Annotated in this window: 15 protein-coding genes and 2 pseudogenes; 5 read left to right on the forward strand and 12 right to left on the reverse strand. The window is 68.0% G+C overall.

The window, feature by feature from the left end:
- The first annotated feature begins 850 nt into the window (after positions 1 to 850).
- On the forward strand, positions 851 to 1,576 hold the full coding sequence (locus AB0H32_RS38655) for a uridine kinase (protein WP_361131130.1): 726 nt from the start codon (positions 851 to 853) through the stop codon (positions 1,574 to 1,576).
- Between the two features lie 33 nt (positions 1,577 to 1,609).
- Here the strand turns inward: AB0H32_RS38655 and istB are convergent, their stop codons facing one another.
- The 6 genes from istB to AB0H32_RS38685 form a co-directional block, all read right to left on the reverse strand.
- Positions 1,610 to 2,431 (reverse strand): IS21-like element helper ATPase IstB, encoded by an 822-nt coding sequence (gene istB / locus AB0H32_RS38660; protein WP_361131133.1) that lies wholly within the window; start codon positions 2,429 to 2,431, stop codon positions 1,610 to 1,612.
- 120 nt (positions 2,432 to 2,551) lie between these two features.
- Positions 2,552 to 4,156, reverse strand: a complete 1,605-nt coding sequence (gene istA, locus AB0H32_RS38665) for an IS21 family transposase (RefSeq protein WP_361131136.1) — start codon at positions 4,154 to 4,156, stop codon at positions 2,552 to 2,554.
- A 209-nt stretch (positions 4,157 to 4,365) separates the two neighbouring features.
- Positions 4,366 to 4,659, reverse strand: coding sequence for a DUF6234 family protein (locus AB0H32_RS38670; RefSeq protein ID WP_361131138.1), 294 nt, complete (start codon positions 4,657 to 4,659; stop codon positions 4,366 to 4,368).
- Between the two features lie 140 nt (positions 4,660 to 4,799).
- On the reverse strand, positions 4,800 to 5,669 hold the full coding sequence (locus tag AB0H32_RS38675; protein ID WP_361131141.1) for a recombinase family protein: 870 nt from the start codon (positions 5,667 to 5,669) through the stop codon (positions 4,800 to 4,802).
- Positions 5,670 to 5,987: 318 nt separating this feature from the next.
- Positions 5,988 to 6,413 carry a DUF4267 domain-containing protein gene (locus AB0H32_RS38680; RefSeq protein ID WP_361131144.1) on the reverse strand — a complete coding sequence of 142 codons (426 nt, stop codon included), beginning with the start codon at positions 6,411 to 6,413 and terminating at the stop codon, positions 5,988 to 5,990.
- A 118-nt stretch (positions 6,414 to 6,531) separates the two neighbouring features.
- A complete protein-coding gene (locus AB0H32_RS38685) occupies positions 6,532 to 6,954 on the reverse strand; it encodes a hypothetical protein (RefSeq protein WP_361131168.1) in 423 nt (140 codons plus the stop codon).
- On the opposite strand from AB0H32_RS38685, the pseudogene AB0H32_RS38690 reads away from it, so the two are divergent.
- Positions 6,938 to 7,267: pseudogene (locus AB0H32_RS38690) on the forward strand (transposase); the annotation flags it as partial. The gene AB0H32_RS38685 and the pseudogene AB0H32_RS38690 overlap by 17 nt on opposite strands.
- Positions 7,268 to 7,310: 43 nt before the next feature.
- Here the strand turns inward: AB0H32_RS38690 and AB0H32_RS38695 are convergent.
- Together AB0H32_RS38695 and AB0H32_RS38700 are read right to left on the reverse strand one after the other, a co-directional pair.
- A complete protein-coding gene (locus tag AB0H32_RS38695) occupies positions 7,311 to 7,691 on the reverse strand; it encodes a VOC family protein (RefSeq protein WP_361131147.1) in 381 nt (126 codons plus the stop codon).
- A gap of 139 nt (positions 7,692 to 7,830) precedes the next feature.
- Positions 7,831 to 8,181, reverse strand: coding sequence for an antibiotic biosynthesis monooxygenase family protein (locus AB0H32_RS38700; protein WP_361131150.1), 351 nt, complete (start codon positions 8,179 to 8,181; stop codon positions 7,831 to 7,833).
- Positions 8,182 to 8,403: 222 nt separating this feature from the next.
- On the opposite strand from AB0H32_RS38700, the gene AB0H32_RS38705 reads away from it, so the two are divergent.
- Positions 8,404 to 8,829: a TetR-like C-terminal domain-containing protein gene (locus tag AB0H32_RS38705; RefSeq protein ID WP_361131163.1), complete on the forward strand. Its 426-nt coding sequence runs from the start codon at positions 8,404 to 8,406 to the stop codon at positions 8,827 to 8,829.
- Between the two features lie 2 nt (positions 8,830 to 8,831).
- Here the strand turns inward: AB0H32_RS38705 and AB0H32_RS38710 are convergent.
- Together AB0H32_RS38710 and AB0H32_RS38715 are read right to left on the reverse strand one after the other, a co-directional pair.
- A pseudogene (locus tag AB0H32_RS38710) lies at positions 8,832 to 10,778 on the reverse strand (DUF4158 domain-containing protein); the annotation flags it as partial.
- Between the two features lie 94 nt (positions 10,779 to 10,872).
- The gene (locus AB0H32_RS38715) at positions 10,873 to 11,211 is read right to left on the reverse strand and encodes a hypothetical protein (RefSeq protein ID WP_361131153.1); all 339 of its coding nucleotides are present in this window, start codon (positions 11,209 to 11,211) and stop codon (positions 10,873 to 10,875) included.
- Positions 11,212 to 11,651: 440 nt separating this feature from the next.
- On the opposite strand from AB0H32_RS38715, the gene AB0H32_RS38720 reads away from it, so the two are divergent.
- Positions 11,652 to 12,059 carry a hypothetical protein gene (locus AB0H32_RS38720; RefSeq protein ID WP_361131165.1) on the forward strand — a complete coding sequence of 136 codons (408 nt, stop codon included), beginning with the start codon at positions 11,652 to 11,654 and terminating at the stop codon, positions 12,057 to 12,059.
- Positions 12,060 to 12,258: 199 nt separating this feature from the next.
- Here the strand turns inward: AB0H32_RS38720 and AB0H32_RS38725 are convergent, their stop codons facing one another.
- A complete protein-coding gene (locus AB0H32_RS38725) occupies positions 12,259 to 13,800 on the reverse strand; it encodes a glycosyltransferase family 39 protein (RefSeq protein ID WP_361131156.1) in 1,542 nt (513 codons plus the stop codon).
- 991 nt (positions 13,801 to 14,791) lie between these two features.
- On the reverse strand, positions 14,792 to 16,057 hold the full coding sequence (locus AB0H32_RS38730; protein WP_361131158.1) for a HEAT repeat domain-containing protein: 1,266 nt from the start codon (positions 16,055 to 16,057) through the stop codon (positions 14,792 to 14,794).
- 614 nt (positions 16,058 to 16,671) lie between these two features.
- On the opposite strand from AB0H32_RS38730, the gene AB0H32_RS38735 reads away from it, so the two are divergent.
- Positions 16,672 to 17,301, forward strand: coding sequence for a DUF1524 domain-containing protein (locus tag AB0H32_RS38735; protein ID WP_361131160.1), 630 nt, complete (start codon positions 16,672 to 16,674; stop codon positions 17,299 to 17,301).
- Positions 17,302 to 17,917 lie beyond the last annotated feature (616 nt).

Below are 17,917 nucleotides of genomic sequence, written 5' to 3' on the forward strand. Positions count from 1 at the left end.
CGGACCGAGTGACGCACGAAACCCCCTGCACAACCACGGACGCCGGCGGCGTCCGCGAACCAGAACGATGGCCCGCACCCCCGTGCCCAGCGGGCCACCCGCTTGATCACGCAATGCGCAGCGAAGAAGAGACTCTTCGGCGGCACCGATGGTTGTACCGCGATCTCCACGAACATCTGACGGCCCTTTGCACCGGTCCCACCCGTGCTCGGGCCGTCACCGGCCAGAGACGCGGGCAACGGCCGCCTGCTGCACTCTTTTTGGCTGGCAGTGGTCAGGCTGTGGACCCCGCCGGAGAGATTCAGCAGGAGTGTCGATCGGCAGGCCGTCTGCGGTGCTTCCTGTCGTGGGCTCCGGCGTCTGGCGGGGTGTGGTGGAGCCGGTGCTCGCGGGTTTCCCGCAGCCGGCGGAGGAGGTGCAGAGGCTGCTGCGGGAGGCGCCATCTGGATGGCGAGCCTGGCCCCGGCCAGTTCCTGGTGCAGGGAGTGGTCCTCTGTTTTTGGCGGGTTTGATGAGAGCCACTGGGCGGCGGTTTCCGGAGCCACGTTGCTCCATCAGTGGAGGGGATGGACCGCGACGCAGCTCCGTGATCGGCGGTGAGAGTGGGAGCCGCCCCGATCGGGTGACGTGTAGCTGTGGCGGCTGGGGTGGGAGTGTCCGCGCATCGATGTTGGGTGTGAACCGATAGCTTGTTGGTTCCGGGTCCTCTTGGTCCGTGTCCCTGACAGGCGCGGTTCGGAAGGACCCGGATCCTTTGTATGCGCGCTCGGTTGCTGCGGATTCTGTCCGTGTCTTCGTCGTTCGGCAGCCCGTTCGCTGTCGCCGTGAGGGGCGGGGATAGGTTGGGCTGATGGGATTTCAGCGGGCAGAAGTGCATCAGTCGATTTCGACCTGGCAGCAGCCGTGCCCTGTGCCGGCTTCTTCCGAACGCAGTGTGCTGGTGGAGCGGGTCGCGAAGCGCATACTGTCTGTAGGTGGCGGGCGCCTGCTGGTGGGGATCGATGGCCTTACTGCCTCGGGCAAGACGAGCTTCGGGCATGAGCTGGCCGGATGGATCAGCAGTGCAGGGCGTCCTGTTCTCCGGGCGACTCTGGACGACTTCAAGAAGCCCTGGAAAGACCGGCATCTCTATGACCGGGAGTCGGGTGAGGGGTACTACCGCAACGCGTACGACTACGACGCTGTCAAACGTCTCCTGCTCGATCCGTGCCGCTCGCAAGGGGAGGTGTCGTGCGCGCTGTGCAGCATCGACCCACTTACTCAGCGGGATCACTCAGCGGTCACAACGCCCGTTGCGCCGGATGTTGTGCTGATCGTGGACGGTGTCTTCGCGTTCCGCCCGGAGATCAACAAGTACTGGGATTTCCGTATCTGGCTGGATGTGGACAGGGAACTGTCCGTCCAGCGCGGTGCTGATCGTGACCAGGACTGGGCCGGATCCGAGGCCGAGTCGATCCACCGGAACCGGTATCTGGTCGCAGAGCGCATCTATCTCAAGGAGGTCGAGCCGCTGAAGACCATGGACGTCATCATCGACAACTCGGTGTTCGCCAGCCCGCGCATCACGGGACCGTGATCGTTCCAGCGCGCCAGGCCCCGCGTCCGTCGGTCACTGAGCCAGCCTGGCTTGACGTTCGTGTTCGGTGGCCTGGAACCGGTAGGACTCAGTGCCGGTCTGGATCAGCGTGCAGCGGAAGGTGATCCGGTCGGCGATGGCCGCGCAGAGCCTCGGGTCGGCGAAGATCTTGTCCCACTCGGCGAACGGGGAGTTGGTGGCCACCACGGTCGCCTTGCACTCCTCGCGTTCGGTGAAGATCTGGAACAGTAGTCGGGCGCCCTTCTTGTCCAGGTTCAGATAGCCGAACTCGTCCAGGCAAAGAAGGTCGACCTTGCTGTAGCGGGCGATCACGGAGGACAGCCGCCGGGCGGCGTCCGCCTCGGCGAGCTCGTTCACCAGCGCGGAGGTGGTGGTGTAGCGAACGCTCATGCCCGCCTCGGCGATCGCCGTGCCCACTCCGATCAACAGGTGCGATTTGCCGGTGCCGGAGTCACCGATCAGCACCAAGGGGCGCCCCTCGCGCACCCAGGACGTGGACTTGAGGGCACCGACCGTCTCCGGCAGTACGTTGGGGTTGCGGTCGAAGTCGAAGTCTTCGAGCCGCTTGGGTCGTGGGAACCTGGCCGAGCGGACCAGTCTCTGTTGACGGCGGACATCCCGGTCGGCCCGCTCGACCTGCAGCAATTCGAGCAGGAACTGCTTATAGGAGCACTGTTCGCGCCTCGCGGTGGCCGACAGCTCCACAAACCGCTCCCGAAAAGCGGGCAGCCGCAGGTCCCGGCATGCCTCGTCGATCAACGCGTTCTCCGGGTCGCTTTCGGGCAGCGGCATCCGGGTGGACGGGACCTGTGCGGCGGTGGCGGTGGGGCTCATGCGGTGGTGCCCCTTCTCGTCCTTGTGGTGTCGGCAACCGGCGTCAGCAGCCGGTCGTGTTGCTCATGTCCGGCAGCGTGGTGCGGGGATCGGGCGGCAGGCGTCGGGTGTGCAGCGAGATCACCTTCGCCCCCGAGCCACTGTGCGCGCCCTCGACGGCAGTGTCCTCGTCGCCCAGGGCGGCGTCATCGAGGCGGCTGTCGGCGGGGCTGGCATCTTCCATGCCGCTGTTCTCGATCGCCTTGCGGGCCTCGATCGCGACAAGGTCTGTACCTGACCGAGCCGACCTTGAGGACGGTGGCCATCCCAGTGATGACCGCGGCGGGCGGCATCTGGCGGTGCAGCAACAACACCTCGATCAGCATCCGGGTGCCCTCTTTGTTGCCCGCCTTCTTCTTGGCCGCGGCCCAGAACGCCTCGTGAACCTTGGTGAAGCCGCCTTCGGCGCGGGCCTGCGCGAGCGCGGCGGCTCCGGCGAAATGCGCCCGGCTTGACCAGCAGGATCTCCAGATAGTGATCCAGGACGTCGTGGTAGGTGTAACGGCGGGTCAGCCGCGGGTGGCGGGCGATGACGCGGCGGCCATCGAAGACCCATACCTCGTTCGCCCGCAGCTTCACCCGCACCTTCATGCCGATGAACTTCGCCGGCACCGAGTAGTGGCACTGGCGGACGGTGACCCGGCCGTTGCGGTGGACCACCGGTGTCAGGTCGATGCCGGTGTCGTACTCATCGGCGGGCAACGGTGCCAGCAGCGGCCGTTCCTGCTCGAAGTCGAAACCGATCGAGGTAGGACGGCCGTGGACATGCCGGGAGTCCTCGGCCGCGTCGATCGCCGCGAGCCGCTCGTTGAGCTCGGCGAGACTGTCCACGGCGACGGCCGGGACCAGATGCTTGCGCCTGAATCTGCCGCCCTCGTGCTCGACGCCGCCCTTCTCATGTGCTCCTTCCTCGCCAGGAGCGCAATAGAAAGCCGAATATCCGTACCACGACCTGAACGACACCCACCGTGTTGTCTCCGTGCGCGAGCGGCCGAAGAGAACCTGCTTCACCGCAGGCTTGAGGTTGTCATAGCGGATATGGACGGTCGGCACCCCACCCAGCGCCCGAAACGCCTCGACATGGCCTTCGAGGAAAGCTTCTTGCGAGGCGGTCGCGTAGACGCGGTGAATGGCCTTGCCCGAATACGACATCCGCAGCGTGAGCAGCACACACTTGCGGCGCTGCCCGGCCAGGTCCAGCCACACATCCGCGAAGTCGACCTCGGCCTCTTCCCCGGGCCGCTTCTCCTGCGGCACCGTCCCCTCCAGATGCCGACGCCCTTGCCTCGCCTCCAGGGCCAGCTCCGAGCGCCGCTTGGCCACGTAGTCCCGCACCGTGGAGTACGCCGCGAGCTCGAAGTCGTGCTCACTCGCCAGCCGCTCAAGAACCCGGGCGATGGTGTGCTTCTGCTTCTTCCACGTGTCCAGATCTTCGCGCAGCATCGCGTCGATGAAGCCCTTGACCGGCTCCAGCACGCTCTTCCTGGGCGGCGGCTTCTTCCGCTTCGCCGGCACCGGACACGTCAGCGCCTTCGCCACCGTGCCCCTCGACACCTTGTACCGCTGAGCCAGCGTCCGCCCCGAGACCGCCGGATCCAACCGGTGATCACGACGGATCCGCTCAGAAATCCACTCACGTGACCTGTACACCCACGGACTCCTGACACGACCGTGATCAACAATCACAGCGTGAGCGGCCAGACAGCCCAAAGCCCCCGATTACTCCAACAGCGGCATGCCACACACCATCAGACCAGGTGGCTCCCAAACTCGCCGCTGAAAAAGTGGCTCCCGAAGCCACCGCCCCAGTGGCTCTACTCGCCCCCGCTAGAAACAGGTCCTCTTTGCGGGCCTTGTTCCTGTCCTGTTCAGTCAGGTGTGTCGCGCCGTACTGATCACTGGGCGGCGAGGTGAGCGAGCAGGCAAGCTCCGACTCCCAGGACAACCAACTGCACCATGCCCGGGATGCGCCACCGCAGGGCCAGGAGGCCACCACCTGTGACGATTGCGCCGGCGACCAGGACCCACATTCCCTGCCGCGCAACCTTGGGTGCACTGGGCGGATTGACACTGTCGTAGCTGTCGGCCCAGCCCGTCATCCCATAGCCGAACACCAGCCGGGCGATGACCACCAGATCGATGACGAGAAGCGCCGAACTGACCGCCACCTGCCGGCCGGTCGGCGGCACGCGCCCGTGCCTCATACTCATTGCCGTTCCCATGACACTCTGTCAGCCACATACGGCCAGCATGCTCGTGCGGTCAGGCGTCGCGCACGAGCGCGGCTACTCAGATGGGTCACTCCGTCGGGACCCGCAGAGGTGCACTGCTACCGGCGGCATGCGCTCTGCGACGCCGTCTTGTGCGAGTCCGCGATGGACTGGACCCGGTCGGCTACAGCAGGGCGATCTGCCAGGCAAGGAGGAGTGCGCTCAGCGCGGCGGTGATGATGGCCCCTCGGAGGGCGGGACCCAGGCCGCCGTACGGGTCCATCGGGCTGTACGGCCCCGGGGAACAATGGAACAGCGGTTGGCGCTGAGGGCTGATCTTGCTGGCTACTCAGTCTCCGTGGGCTGAAGGACTTGGTCCTGCAGACGCTGCCGGAGAGCGGCTTCCTCGGGGGTGATCGGGTCGTCCGGGCGCCGGATGCGGACTCGGCGGGGGCGGGGTACGCCTCCTTCTTCTCGTGTTCGGCGAGCGCGCGGTAGATGCTCGCGACGCTGGGGGCCTGGCCCTTGCGTTTGTCGGTGGGGATGATCAGGCCGGGCTGGATCTGCTCGACCGACTCGCCGTTCTCCCGGCGCCGGAGCACGGTGTGCAGCGTGTCGTCGGTGATGACGGGTGGCCGGCCGCCACGCTTGCCCTTGCGGGCTGCCGCGTCGAGCCCTTCGACGGTCGACTCGCGGATGTTCTCCCGCTCGGTCTCCGCCATCGCCGCGAAGAAGGCGAACAGCAGGCGGCCCGGTCCGCTGGGGTCGTACATCCCGGGCAGGGGCCCGGCGAGCGTCTTCAGGATGAGGCCGTGGGCGGTGAGGTGGTCTGAGGGCGCGGTGAGTTCGGCGGCGTCGCGGCCGAGGCGCTTCATCTCGTACACGGTGAAGATGATGGCAGTGCGGGGCGTGGCCTTGATCTGCCGGGCGAGCGCGAGCGCGGCCTCGAACTGGGGCCGGACGCAAAGGGGGACCGCCCCGTTGACCACGACGCCGAGTTCTACAAGGACAGGACCGTGCTGTACCAGTGGCCAGCAAGTGGACCGTTCGAATCAACCGACTTAGGTCTCGTTGCCGTGGTGGCGCGGGTGATGAGCGGCATGGTGATGACCGCGGCGCATATGCCCAATACCGGCCAGTCCAGGTGGCCGTGGCCGCTGCGGCGCAGCAGGCCGCCTCAGCCGTCAGGTCGTCGCTCACTGGAAGAAGATCGTCTGCCTGGCCTTTCCCGGCGGGCGCTGACACGCGCACACCGGCACGCGCCAAGGTGGCCCGGCTGGGGTCCGGGCCACCTTGGACCGATGGGATCAGGCGGGCTGCGGGGCGGGCGTCGCCGGAGCGGCCGCGACCTTACGGGTCTCGCGCATCATCAGCAGGCCGTTGACCACCATCAGCGTCGCGGTCAGGCCGTGGACGCCGAGCGCGGTGGCCACGGAGCCGTGGTGGGCCAGCACGGTGGCCATGTCGCCGTACGCGGCGAGGGCCTCCACCAGCAGCACCCAGCCCAGCGCCCGGCGCTGGCCCGTCACCAGCAGGATGCCCAGGACCAGGGCCAAGACGACGTCGCGGATTCCCTTGATGATCAGGAAGCCGCCGCCGTCGCCGGACGGCCAGCTCGGCAGGCCGAAGCCCGGCGCCGTCGTCTCCGGAGTCAGGATGAACTCCACCCCGAACCAGAGGATGAAGAGGATGAAGGCGGCGGCCAGGACGGTGTTGATCTTCCTCAGCGACATTCTTCTTCTCCTTGCGAGTCGTTGTGAGCTTGGTGAGCCTGGTGAGTCGTATGGGGTCTGGTCAGGCGGCGCGGACGCGGCTGATGTGGCGGGCGTAGCGAGGGCGGCCGATGACGTGTCAGATGTCGCGTACCGGCGCGGGGAGGGCGGACAGGAGCGTGGCGTGCTCGGCCGGGTTCACGTCCTCCAGGACGAGGCCGAAGAGGGTGAGCAGGGTGAGCTTGGGCGTGTTGGCCACCAGGTGGTCGCCCAGGGAGGCCCATTCCTTTTCGGTGATGTGCTCGGCCGCGAGCGGAAGGAGGGTGGCCTCCTCGTCGCCGAGGTGTTCGAGCAGGACTGGCCGGTGATCGGCGAGGGTCGACACGAGGGTGTCGCAATCGTCGGCTCCGGCGGTGGCCGACCACGCCGGGACCGCGGCGTCCGGCCTGGTCAGCGTGGCCTCAACGCGCTCGTGCTGGGCCTGCATGCGCAGGACGATGTCCGCCTCGAGATCGACCCGGGACAGGAGCGGCGGCCACAGCAGTTCGGGTCGGCCGCGCACCCGCCCGGACCATGTGCTGGGCGACAAGGGCTACAGCACCCGTGCCATCCGTTTGCACCTGCGTGCCCGCGGGATCGGGCACACCATTCCCGAGCGGGCCGATCAGGTGGCCAACCGGGCCCGACGGGGCCGAGTGGGCGGGTGCCGACCGGCTTTTGACCGCGAGCGCTACAAGCAGCGCAACGTGGTCGAGCGGTGCTTTAATCGCCTCAAGCAGTGGCGCGGGATCGCGACCAGGCATGACAAGACCGCCCAGTTCTACCAGGCGGCCGTTACCCTGGCCGCGCTGAAGATCTGGATCCGCACAGATTGAAGACAGGCCCCAGAAGCCATGATCCGCCGGGCCGCCACCGGCCTCACGACCCGGCGCCGCCCGGGATTTCCATGAGATGTCCGCCGGGGTCGTGGAAGTAAATGCCCCTGCGGCCTTTGGTGCGCTTGTTGTGATAGATCTGCCCAATCTCTTGGCATGCGGGATCGCCGTAGTGGGTGATTCCACCATGCTGGATGCGGGCAAGGGCGGCGTCGAACTCCTGCTCGCTGACCATGAACGCGTAGTGGTGTGGCTCAAAGTTGTCCAGCTGGTCGTAGTCGAGGCTGACTTGGTTGGCCAGCGTGACCGGCGCGAAGTGCGCCACCGGCGGATCGACACTCAGGCCGAGAATTTCGGCCAGGAACCGCGCCGAGGCTTGCGGGTCACGGGCGGGGACGATGGTGTGATTCAGTTCCACGGTCACAGGGACTCCTTTTCAGGGACGGGGCTAGGCGCGGTGGGGTGCTAGGTGGCCTTGGCGACCCGACATGGTGCATGGATGGGTTACTGCCGAGGGGAGGGCAGGGCGTCTCCGACTGCCCTCCCCGGCTACAGCTGCCGTGTCATACGTCGATCTGCTCGAAGATGTGCGGGTACGACACGATGTCGTCGGGGAACTCGGCAGCCATGCGCTGGAACTCCGGGCTGCCGAACGCCGTGGCGAGAGTCTCGGTCGACTCCCAGACCGCGACGTTCATCAGAAGCTGGCTGTCCGCCGTTCCCTTGTGCATCTGCAGGGAGACGAATCCCGGCTGAGCCTTCATGAACTCGGCCTGCCTCTGAAAGAGGGTCAGGAACGCTTCAGTCCTCTCCTTCGGGACGAAGAAGGTGTTGGCCAGGACGATGGGCCCGGTCTTCTCCTTCAACTGCGCGAACATCGGCGTGTGCGGGTCGAGACTCTGCAGCTTGGCCATCTTCGGTACTTCCTCTCGCTATCGGTCACACGGTGGTGACGACCTGGAGTGCCGGGAGGGCCTGCTTGACGATCTCCTGCCCGATGCCGCCCGTCGCACCGAAAACCGTGAGCTGCATGGCGCGCCCTCCAGGTGTTCCCTTGGTGGGTGAGTGTTCACTCACCCCGTCGCCCTTAGGGTGAGTGAACACTCACCCTCGCGTCAAGGGAGATGGGAGCCCGCATGGAATCGCGTACGGAACAGAAGCCAGCTCGCGTCCGCATCGTCGACGCGGCTCATGACCTCATGCTGGACATTGGGCTCGCCGTACGACCACCAAGCAGATTGCGAAGGCGGCGGGCGGGCTGGTCCGAAGCGGCGCTCTGCACGTACTTCACCGACGAGGAAGAGCTCTTAGTGACGGTGCCCAACGAGCGCCTCCTGAAGCTGGGTTCGCTTCTGGGCCGCCTACTGGAGGAGGGCGTGGGGAACACCGACCGTACGGTCGAGGAGAACCTCACGGACATCGCCCACGAAGCGGCGCTGTTCACCGAGGTGTTCTGGGCGGCCCTGCACGGGCTGGCGACCCTGCCCCGGGCAGGACGGCTGCCGCCGGGGGACACCGAGCCGAGGGCGGAGCTGCTGGTGGACCGGCTCCCCATGGTCTGACACACCATCCCGGCGGGCACGTCCTCCATGCGCGTCCGGCCGTCACCCAAGTGCACGAAGGCGTCCAAGAACCCGGTCCAGGAGTCGACCTCGAACAGCAGGTCCGGCAGGTCGATCTTCGGGAGCATCTTCGCGGTGGTCTGGCGCAGCCACTTCAACGACGCGCTCTCGCCGAGTGCGCCGAGCCGGTCCACGTTCAGCTGCAACCTGCCGTTGGGCTGCCCCTCGAAGCTGAGTTTCGCGTCCTGCCCGGCCTCATCCAGCCGCTCCGCCATCAACTGCCAGGCCGCATCCAACGCCTTGCCCCGGCCCTTGAGGTGCCCCTCGACCGGCTCGTTCAGGCTCAGCCCCGCCAGGGTGTCCTCGCGTACCGCCTCCCACGCCTTGCCGTCCAGCAGCCGCGCCCGCGGGTCGGACCACCGGTTCGACGGCGACGCGAACACGTCCCGGCGCTGAAGCGTGCGGTAAAGCTGTTCCAGCACGCAGACCACGTACGCGTCGCGGTCCACCGCCCCGGCTGGGAGTCCCGCGTTGTTGAACACCGCCCGCCGCCAGGCCGGCGGCACCAGCTTGCTGTCGATCTCTCTCGGCAGCAGTGGCTTGTCCTTCACCCGGCGCCGCGACAGCGCGGGCAGCTTATGCACGGCGGCCAGCTCCCGGCACCCTCCCGACGCGGCCCCGAGCGCCGTCGACTCCCCGAGCAGGGTCAGGAACGGACGGACCATGTTGTACCGGGCGGCCAGCTGCGCGCGGACCGCCGTCTCGGCCGCGTCGTCCCCGGGCGGGACCAGCTCCTCCACTGTCGCCGCGGTGGCGTTGACCTCTTCGCGAGGGGCGATCGTCTGCACCGCCCGCCACAGCGCGGCCACGTCCAGATCGGTGCCGTGCTCCTCGACCAGGTCCAACTCCTTGGAGAGCACCCGCCAGACCGCCGTCATCACCCGCGACGCCTTCTCCAGCCGGGGGAGCGTCGACAGCCGGTCGCTGTTCGTGGCCCGCTTCGCCGAGCTGATCAGCTTGACCTGCATCAGGAGCGCGAGCAGGTCCAGGGAGTCGTCGATCGCCGCCGCCTCCAGCGACCGGACCACCGCGGTGACCATCGCCGTGCGCTTCGGCTCCAGGGTGCGGGCCAGGTTCGGGACCTTCGGGCACAGCCCGTTCTTCGCCATCGCTGCCAGCCCGTTCGGCGGGATCTGCTCGACCTTCACTTTCCCCAGGCGGAACGCCGGGATCTCGTCGACCCGCTCCAAGGCCCCCTTCATCGCGTTGCCAGTGGTCCGCGTCGGCGGCCGGCGCATCCGCTCCAGCTCCGAAAGCCGCTTGCCTTCCGGCACCTCCAGCAGGGCGACCAGGTCCCCGGGCAGCGAGGTGTCCGCGCGGCGGGCCGCGTTCGCCACCGTCGAGTACAGCCGCTGCTCGGCGATCGAGCGCACCTTCGCGACCTGCCGGGCCAGCACGCTCACCCCGGGCAGCAGCACCCGGTTCCGCCGCAGCCAGTGCACCGACTGATTGAACAGCGCCACCGGCCCCTCGGCGTTCGTCCACGCCCGGCCGTGCAGGAACACACGGAACAAGCGGCCCGACTCCGGGTCCTCGTACAGGTGGTCGCCGTAGGCGTCGCGAATCTCCCATGCGTGCTCGTACGCCGTCTTCAACCGCTCGGTGTGCTGCTTGATGCGCGAGACGTCCTCGATGCCCAGCTCCTGGCCGAGGTGCTCGATGACCGGCCACGGCACCGCGAGCGGGTCCTCCAGGAACAGCCCGACGTAGCGCACCGTGCATATCTGGAGCGCGAACCCGAGCCGGCTCTGATCCCCGCGCCGCTTGCCGATCAGCGCACGGTCGACATCATCGAGGTGGAAGAACCTCTCCAGCTCGGGCCTCGTCGGCTCCTCGGCGAACTTCCCGTACGTCTCGGCCTGCTCATCAGTCAGAAATTCCACTGGCACGGCCGGACCGAAGCCCCGGGCCCAACCGCTCAACTGGGCTTTGCCGAACCTCGGCAGAGCTGTGGGTCGCTGTGCTGGACGGCAAAATCAGCCCTTAGCGCCAACCGCTGTTCCATTGTTCCCCGGGGCCGCTGTAGGGGCTGTCCGGGGAGACGAGGACGGTCATCGAGGAGCCGACGTCGACGGGGCGGCCGAAGGCCGGGTTGGCGATCTCGGTCTCGTGGCGTTTGCCGTCGACGTAGTAGCGGACGACCGGTGGGAGGATATAGGCGCCCGGCTTCCCGCTCCGGGTGGCGCTGTTGCCGATCACCTCGGCCGACAGCTCGATTGCCGTCGGGCGAACCTGTCGGAGTGTCACATTCCGGCACAGTTCGCGCGCGATGGTGACGAGTGACGCCACGAGTGTTCCTGCTGTCACCAGCATCCACGTCATGGCGTATCCATAGCGCACTCGGAGCAGGCTGGGCTGCGCCGGGTGGGCGCGGGCGGTGCTCCCTGCCCGCGCGGGGTTGTTTCCCTGGATCACCTGAAGTGGTGGGCCGAGCAGCGCTGCTCCCCGCGCACGGGACCCTTCCGCCGGTGGGCCGAGGCCGGCCTGCCGCAGTGATCAAGAAGGTCGGGTGAGCGAGCCCGCAGAACGCGGCAGGGTCCTGGCGATCCGGCCCGGCCGCTCCACCCCTCTCGGCAGTTTCCATCACCTCGTACATGAGCGCTCCGTACGGCTTGCCGGAGCGCGGGTGCCTGCACCCGCCGCTCGTGCCTGCCGGAAGTGAGGGCGCGGGGGCCTCTATCCTTTTCTGCCGAGCACGTAGGCAGCTTCGGTCCGGGCTCGAAGTTCGTCGTCGGGCATGAGACTGTCTGGTCGTGCCGGAGATGATGAGTGGGTTGGAGGCGGCCTTGGCCGGAGCCTCGTCTCCTTCCTGGTCGCAACGTGTTCGTGCCGGGCATGACCTTGCTCCCTTCGCTGAGGCTCCTGAGGCTGCGAAAGCGCTGGTGGGGCTGCTGCTGGACGTCGAGGACACGGCGGTGACCCGGCAGACGGCAGAGGCTCTGGCCTGCGTGGGGACGGTGGCCGCCATAAGGCTCATCGCTCTCGCGCTTGCCCGGGCTGATGACAACCAGGCCGACTGGATGCAGACCGGGGTGCATGACGCGCTCGCGAGCACGGACGGCGTGCCGGACGTTGCAGCGGTCTGCGGGCGGCTCGCCCGGGACCCGGAAGCAGCCGTCCGTCAGGGTGTCGCGGAGATCTCGGCGTGGACAGACGGCACAAGAGGCTGATGAGAGTCGCACTGGCTGCAGGCTGGTTCATGCAGCCTTCGCCCCAAGGCGCGCAGCGAGCGCAGTGACACAGCCCCCGGGTCGTCCGTTCGACAGGGGGCAGGCCCGGGCACAGCGGCCACCGCCGGCAACAGCCATGGGGCCCGGAGGCCAGCGGCCTTCTTGCAGGACCTCGAAGAACCTGACGGGGCCGCGGGCGTCACGCGTACTTGCGCAGTTCGGGCCATATCGCGCCCCACGGGCGGCGGGGGCCGGTGCAGACGTAGACGTGGCCGCCCCATTCGATGTTGTGCACGCCGTTGGGGTTGGAGAGGGTGGCGGCCATGCGGACGTGCCGGAAGTACCGGCGCAGGTGGGTGGCGTAGCCGGGGACGTAGTCGGGTCCGGGGGCGACGGCCACCACGGTCGTGGCGTGCGGATTGCCGGGGCCCCACCACCAGTCGGTGTTCTGGGCGCCCGCGGCGGTGGGCAGTCCGGCGCTGCGGCCCAGTTCGTTGATGGCACCGGCCTCGCCGTAGTCCGCCGCGAAGATCACCGCGTTCTCACGCTGCCCGGCCGGAAGCCCGGTCCACACCTGCCGTACGGTGCCGACCAGTTGGGGCCAGCCCAGGGTCTCCCCTGATACAGGGCTGGTGCCGTACGTCCAGGCCACGTCAGAAGACGGCAGCACCGGCAGCACGATCACAGCGGACAGCGCGGCCGAGACGGCGGTTCCGATCATCAGGCTGCGCAACCGGTCCGGGCGGGAGTGCAGCCACCCGTCGAGTCCCACCGCGCCGGCCGCCAGCAGGCACACGTACAGCCCACCCAGGTAGTACACCTGCGCTCCGGTCGTCACGGCGAACAGTACGAACAGCACGGCGTACGCGGTCACCAGGCACCGCCACAACGGCCTGCCGGACCGCCACAGGAACCGCAGGCCCGCCACCCACAGAACCGTCATCACCAGACAGGACATGCCGAACTGCCCTACGATCCAGGTGAGGACGTTCCCCGGGCCTCCGTGCTCCCCGTTCAGTGCCTGCGTCATCTCGAACATCGCCCATCCGTGCCGCGCCTGCCAGCACAGGTCAGGCAGCACGAACAGCACAGCGATCACTGCTCCCGCGAGCAGTCGTCGGTCAGCCACGGCCCGGCGTGCCGGGCCGAGCAGAGCCGCGGCCAGCAGAACGCCTCCGAAGATCGCCGCGAGGTGGTTGAATTCCGAGCCGAGACCGACCAGCGCTCCCGCGGCGAGCCACCATCGCGTGTCGCCGGTGCGGCCGATCCGTACGACCACGAGCGCGATCGCCGCCCATGCCAGCACTTCGTACGTCGTCGTGTTGGCGACATGCCCACTGCCCAGCAGCACGGGCATGGTGCCCGTCGCGATTGCCGCGAGGAGTTGTGCCCGCCGCGCGCCGCCGAACTCCCGGGCGGTCAGCCCGCCCACGATGACCGTGCCCGCCGCAGCCAGCGCGGGCCACAGCCGCAGGCCCGCCGCCGAGACCCCGAACAGCGACAGCGAGACTCGGCCCAGCAGCGGCGCCAGCGCCGGCTGGTCCACATAACTCGCCTGGAGGTGCCGGCCACAGTCGAGGAAGTACAGCTCGTCGCGATGAAGGCCGTAGCGCGAGGACAGCGCCATCAGCACGGCGAAGACCACACCCGCAACGGCTAACACCCGCCGGTCCAGCGGTGCGATGCCCCCGCCGCCCTCCCCGGCCTCGTCCGCACGCCCCACGTCCCCCGCGTCCGCCATTCCAGCCACCCCCGGTTTCGGCCCTTCGGTCGCGTCGTCCGCGCGGCCGGGGCGGCCCGGCGCGCACGGCTCCCGGGCCGCTCGTACCCTACGCACCCGGTCCGCGCGCGGTGAAGCGCCCCCGGCCGGCGCTTCCGGGCGCGCCCCCGGGAGGCGGAACAACAGCGCAGCCGTTCTGCTGCAGTCTCAACTCTCGCTCAGGGCAGGCGTATCCATCCGTGTGACAGACGAGCAAGAACCACGCCGTGTCAGATACCGGCCTGCGGAGTGCCCTCCGGCGCGCAGCAGATCTTCCGGCAGGTAGCCGGACCTGACGGTCGGCTCCCTTGGCAGGCGCATAGTCCGCTCGGAGAATCAGACCGCTGGCCCGCTCCCACTCCCGGACGGTGCCGCTGACCAGGCACAGCGCGAACGCATCCAGCCAGGTCCTTGCGGTGGGCACGAGCTCTGCAGCAGGAGCACAGTCGAAGTTCTCACGGCTGAGCGTCTCATCGCCGAGAGGCAGGGGGATCGAGAAGTCCGCCTTGGGGAAAACGCCGACGCCCAGGGTTCCGAGGGCGCACTCCGCCACGGTCCTCAGGACCGTGCGCGACAGAGGCGAGCCGAGGGCGGGGTCCTGCCGAGTGCGTGCGGCGACATTGTCGAGGAACTCATTGCCCATCGTCCGGAGTCGCTTCAGGCTCACGTAGGAGTACAACTCGCTCCAGTGGCCGGATGCGCGCCTGTACGCCATCCAGAGCATGGGCGATCTGCTGCTCGCTGACCTCGTGGCACGTTACTCCCGGCACCGTTTGCTGTACTCCTTTGATCACTTTCGGTCGGCGTTCTGCGCGCTGCCGACGCACCTGTCGCGGTGTGCATCGGTCCTCTCGGCGTTCCTCACCGCGTCCACCCCGTGCCGCGCCCTGGACGAGGTTGCAACGCAAGCCAAGCTTCCCGAGTTCAGGAGGGACATTGCAGGTGGGCGCAAAGACAGCGGGTCTGCTGAATGCTAGATGCGTAGCGCTCCGGTGAACGGGCCATGGCCCACTCCGTCTTCCGTGACCGCAAGCCAGCCGTGGCCGCGCATGGATGTGTGTGAGCCGACGCCGGCCGGGTCGAGGGACAGCGAACAGGATGCGGAGCCGACGCTGGACTCCTGGGTGGCGTTCGGCTCGTAGCTGTCTTCGGGGTCGAAGTCAGGGTCTTCGCTGAGAGCTGCTTCCCAGTCCATCGGCTCGCCCTTCCATTCCGGCTCGCCGTAGCGCCAGTAGCTGCGGCGCATCGTGCCGTCGACGGCAACCGCCCAGATCATCGAGTCGCTGTGGTCGTCCTGGAAGAAGAACTGGGCCTGTCCGCACGCAGCGCTGATCCGGCACAGGAGGTCGTCGACGTCCCAGTGCATCTCCCACAGCGGCGTGTCGGCATAGACGAGCCGCCAGCCGTCCAGCTCCGGGGTGACGAACACCCGGTACACCGTGTGCTTCGTGCCGTCCGGGCCTGCCACGAAGGCGACGTCGTCCTCCATGGCGGACAACCCCATCGAGACCGTGCAGGGTCTGCGGTCGTGCAGTCCCATGGCCTCGAAGAGTCCCTCGTACGTCGCACCGGGGACGGCCAGCCATCGGTGCTCGGGCAGGCTTTCCGGGGTGTCCTGGGTCGTTTTGATCCGGATGAGTCGTTCCAGGGCGTGCAGATCCTGCGCGTCCAACTCGGCCTCGCCGCCTATGAGGGCAAGTGCACTCAGCGCGTGTTTGCGCAGGTGGGCGGGGCCTTCGCGGCGGATGTCCCGCAGTATGGGGCCCGCCTGTCGGCCGATGGCCCGGATCGTCTTCTCGGCATGGTGGCGCGTATAGGAATCCCCGTCGTTCAGGAACGGGATGACGTCGACCACGGCGGTGGCGGCGACCTCGCCGAGGTTCTGCAGCCCCCACAGTGCCTGCTGCCGTATTTCCTTCATGGGATGGGACAGAGCGGCCACGTACTGCGGAAGACACCGCTCATCGAACCCGCGCAGCACATGACCCAGTTCCCACCAGTCGGGCACTTTCTCGGCCCGGGCGCGGGCCGCCACGGCGGCGTCGAAGGCGGCAGGGCCTATCAGGCACAAGGCATCCCGCAGTCCCCACATTGTCTGCCGGTCCACCGTACGCAGCGCGGCGATCAGCCCGGGCACAGCCGCGGCCCCCGGCTCGGCCAGACGACGGACGATCCGTGCCGACAACTCCTTGTCGCGACCAGCCCGTTCCAGTTCCGCGATCAGTTCACCTTGATCCATTCAGCCGACGATAGCCGGAGCCACTGACAGTCGTGGCGTGCCATGCTCCGTTGATCCCGTGCCCGATGGATGCATGGCTCTGCGCCGCAACTCCCGTAGCCGTCCGGCGGTGGTCCCCGCTCCGTCTGACCGCCCTACTGGCAGAGGACACAGGGAAGTTGGCCGGGTGGCCCTATCATCGCCGACACCACCTCAGACATCACGCATGACCAGGATTCTGTTCCACCTCCAAGCCCTCCGCTCGACTGATCCACCAGGGCCTGAGCGTCGATCCCGCGGAGCGAGTCGCTCCCGCGGACGTGCTCGACGGTTGCCCCGAGGTTCCCGTCACCGTCACCCAGGCCCGCCGACCCCTGGCCCCGGCCCGCCCGTACACCCTGGCGCGCTCCGAGCGCGCCAGGGGCCAACTCCTCCTTGGTGCCTGCCTGGATAGACAGCGGCCAAGAGACGGCACAGGGCGCTCAAGTGACGGCTCCACCCGCCCGCTGTGCGGGTGACCACACAGTGAAGGACCCGTGGGGGAGTTGTCGGAGCTTGTCAACGCGCGTAGCGGATGGCACACGTTTTCGGTTGTCATGGACACAATCTTCATCCCCCCACATCATGGAGACTTCATGCGCCGCGCTGCCTTCGGCCTGCCCGCAACCGCCCTGCTCCTGATAACCTGCGCCACTCCCGCCCTCGCGGAGCCGCCTGCGCCTCCGTCGACCGCGACCGCCCGCAGCGAGCTGGCTGCACTCACCGTGGCTGCCCCGCATTCGATGGACGGCTACGCCCGCGACAAGTTCGACATCTGGTCCACCCAGCCGGACGGCTGTACCACCCGCCAGGACGTCCTGGCGCGTGACGGAAAGGACGTCCAGGACAAGCCCGACCACTGCCAGCCCGCCTCCGGCTCCTGGTACTCAGCCTACGACGACACCACCGTCACCGAGGTCGCCCAGGCCACGATCGACCATATGGTCCCGCTCGCCGAGGCCTGGCGCTCCGGCGCCGACACCTGGACCGCGGACCAGCGCAAGGCCTTCGGCAACGATCTCAAGGACCCCCAGCTGCTGATCGCCTCGGAGTCCTCCAACTCCTCCAAGTCCGACAGCGGGCCGGCTGACTGGAAGCCCACCAACCATGCCTTCTGGTGCACGTACGCCAAGGACTACACGCACGTCAAGTCCGTCTGGAAGCTGACCACCACGGACAAGGAGAAGTCGGCCCTCTCCTCCATGCTCGACATCTGCACCAACTGACCGCTGAAAGGTATCTGCGTCGGCGTCGCCCCCTTGTCCGTGCAGGCCGCCTGTGCTGGGTGCGCCGCTCCGGGTGCCGGTTCGGCGTCATGCGCGCCGTAGGGCGGCAACTGGTGAAAGTGCCGTGACCGGTTTCAGTCGTGCGAGGGTCACCGTCGGCGCGTCGGTCGCCCGCTGCCTCCTGGTGTTGCCGTCGCAAGAGCCGTGCGGGGCGCCCCGATTGCCTCCCGGTGCGCCGACCGCCGCCGGGAGGTCACCCGTGTCTCGGGACCGCGTGCGTTCGCCTATTCGTCAAGTGGCCAATTTTCGTGTACGTCACCTGCGCGTGGGCTGACATGTACCTGCCATGTATGTGATTCTGCCTTCACCGCTGCAGGAGCACGAGAACTTTCAGCACCTTCGGCCGGCCCCACACCGGCTGGACATTCCCCCCACAAAGGAGCTTCTGTGTCCTCCCGCAACACGCGTCACCAGCGCGCCACTCTGGCCATCGCCACCGCTGTGGCCGCCGGAGCCCTCATTTCCACCGGTCTGGCCACCAGCGCCAGCGCCCAGACCCCGGCCGGGTCCGCAGCCGCCAAGCCGCCGGCTGCCGCCCCGGCCGCGCTGTCCGCCG

The organism is Streptomyces sp. NPDC020362 (genome assembly GCF_040642095.1).
GTDB lineage: Bacteria > Actinomycetota > Actinomycetes > Streptomycetales > Streptomycetaceae > Streptomyces.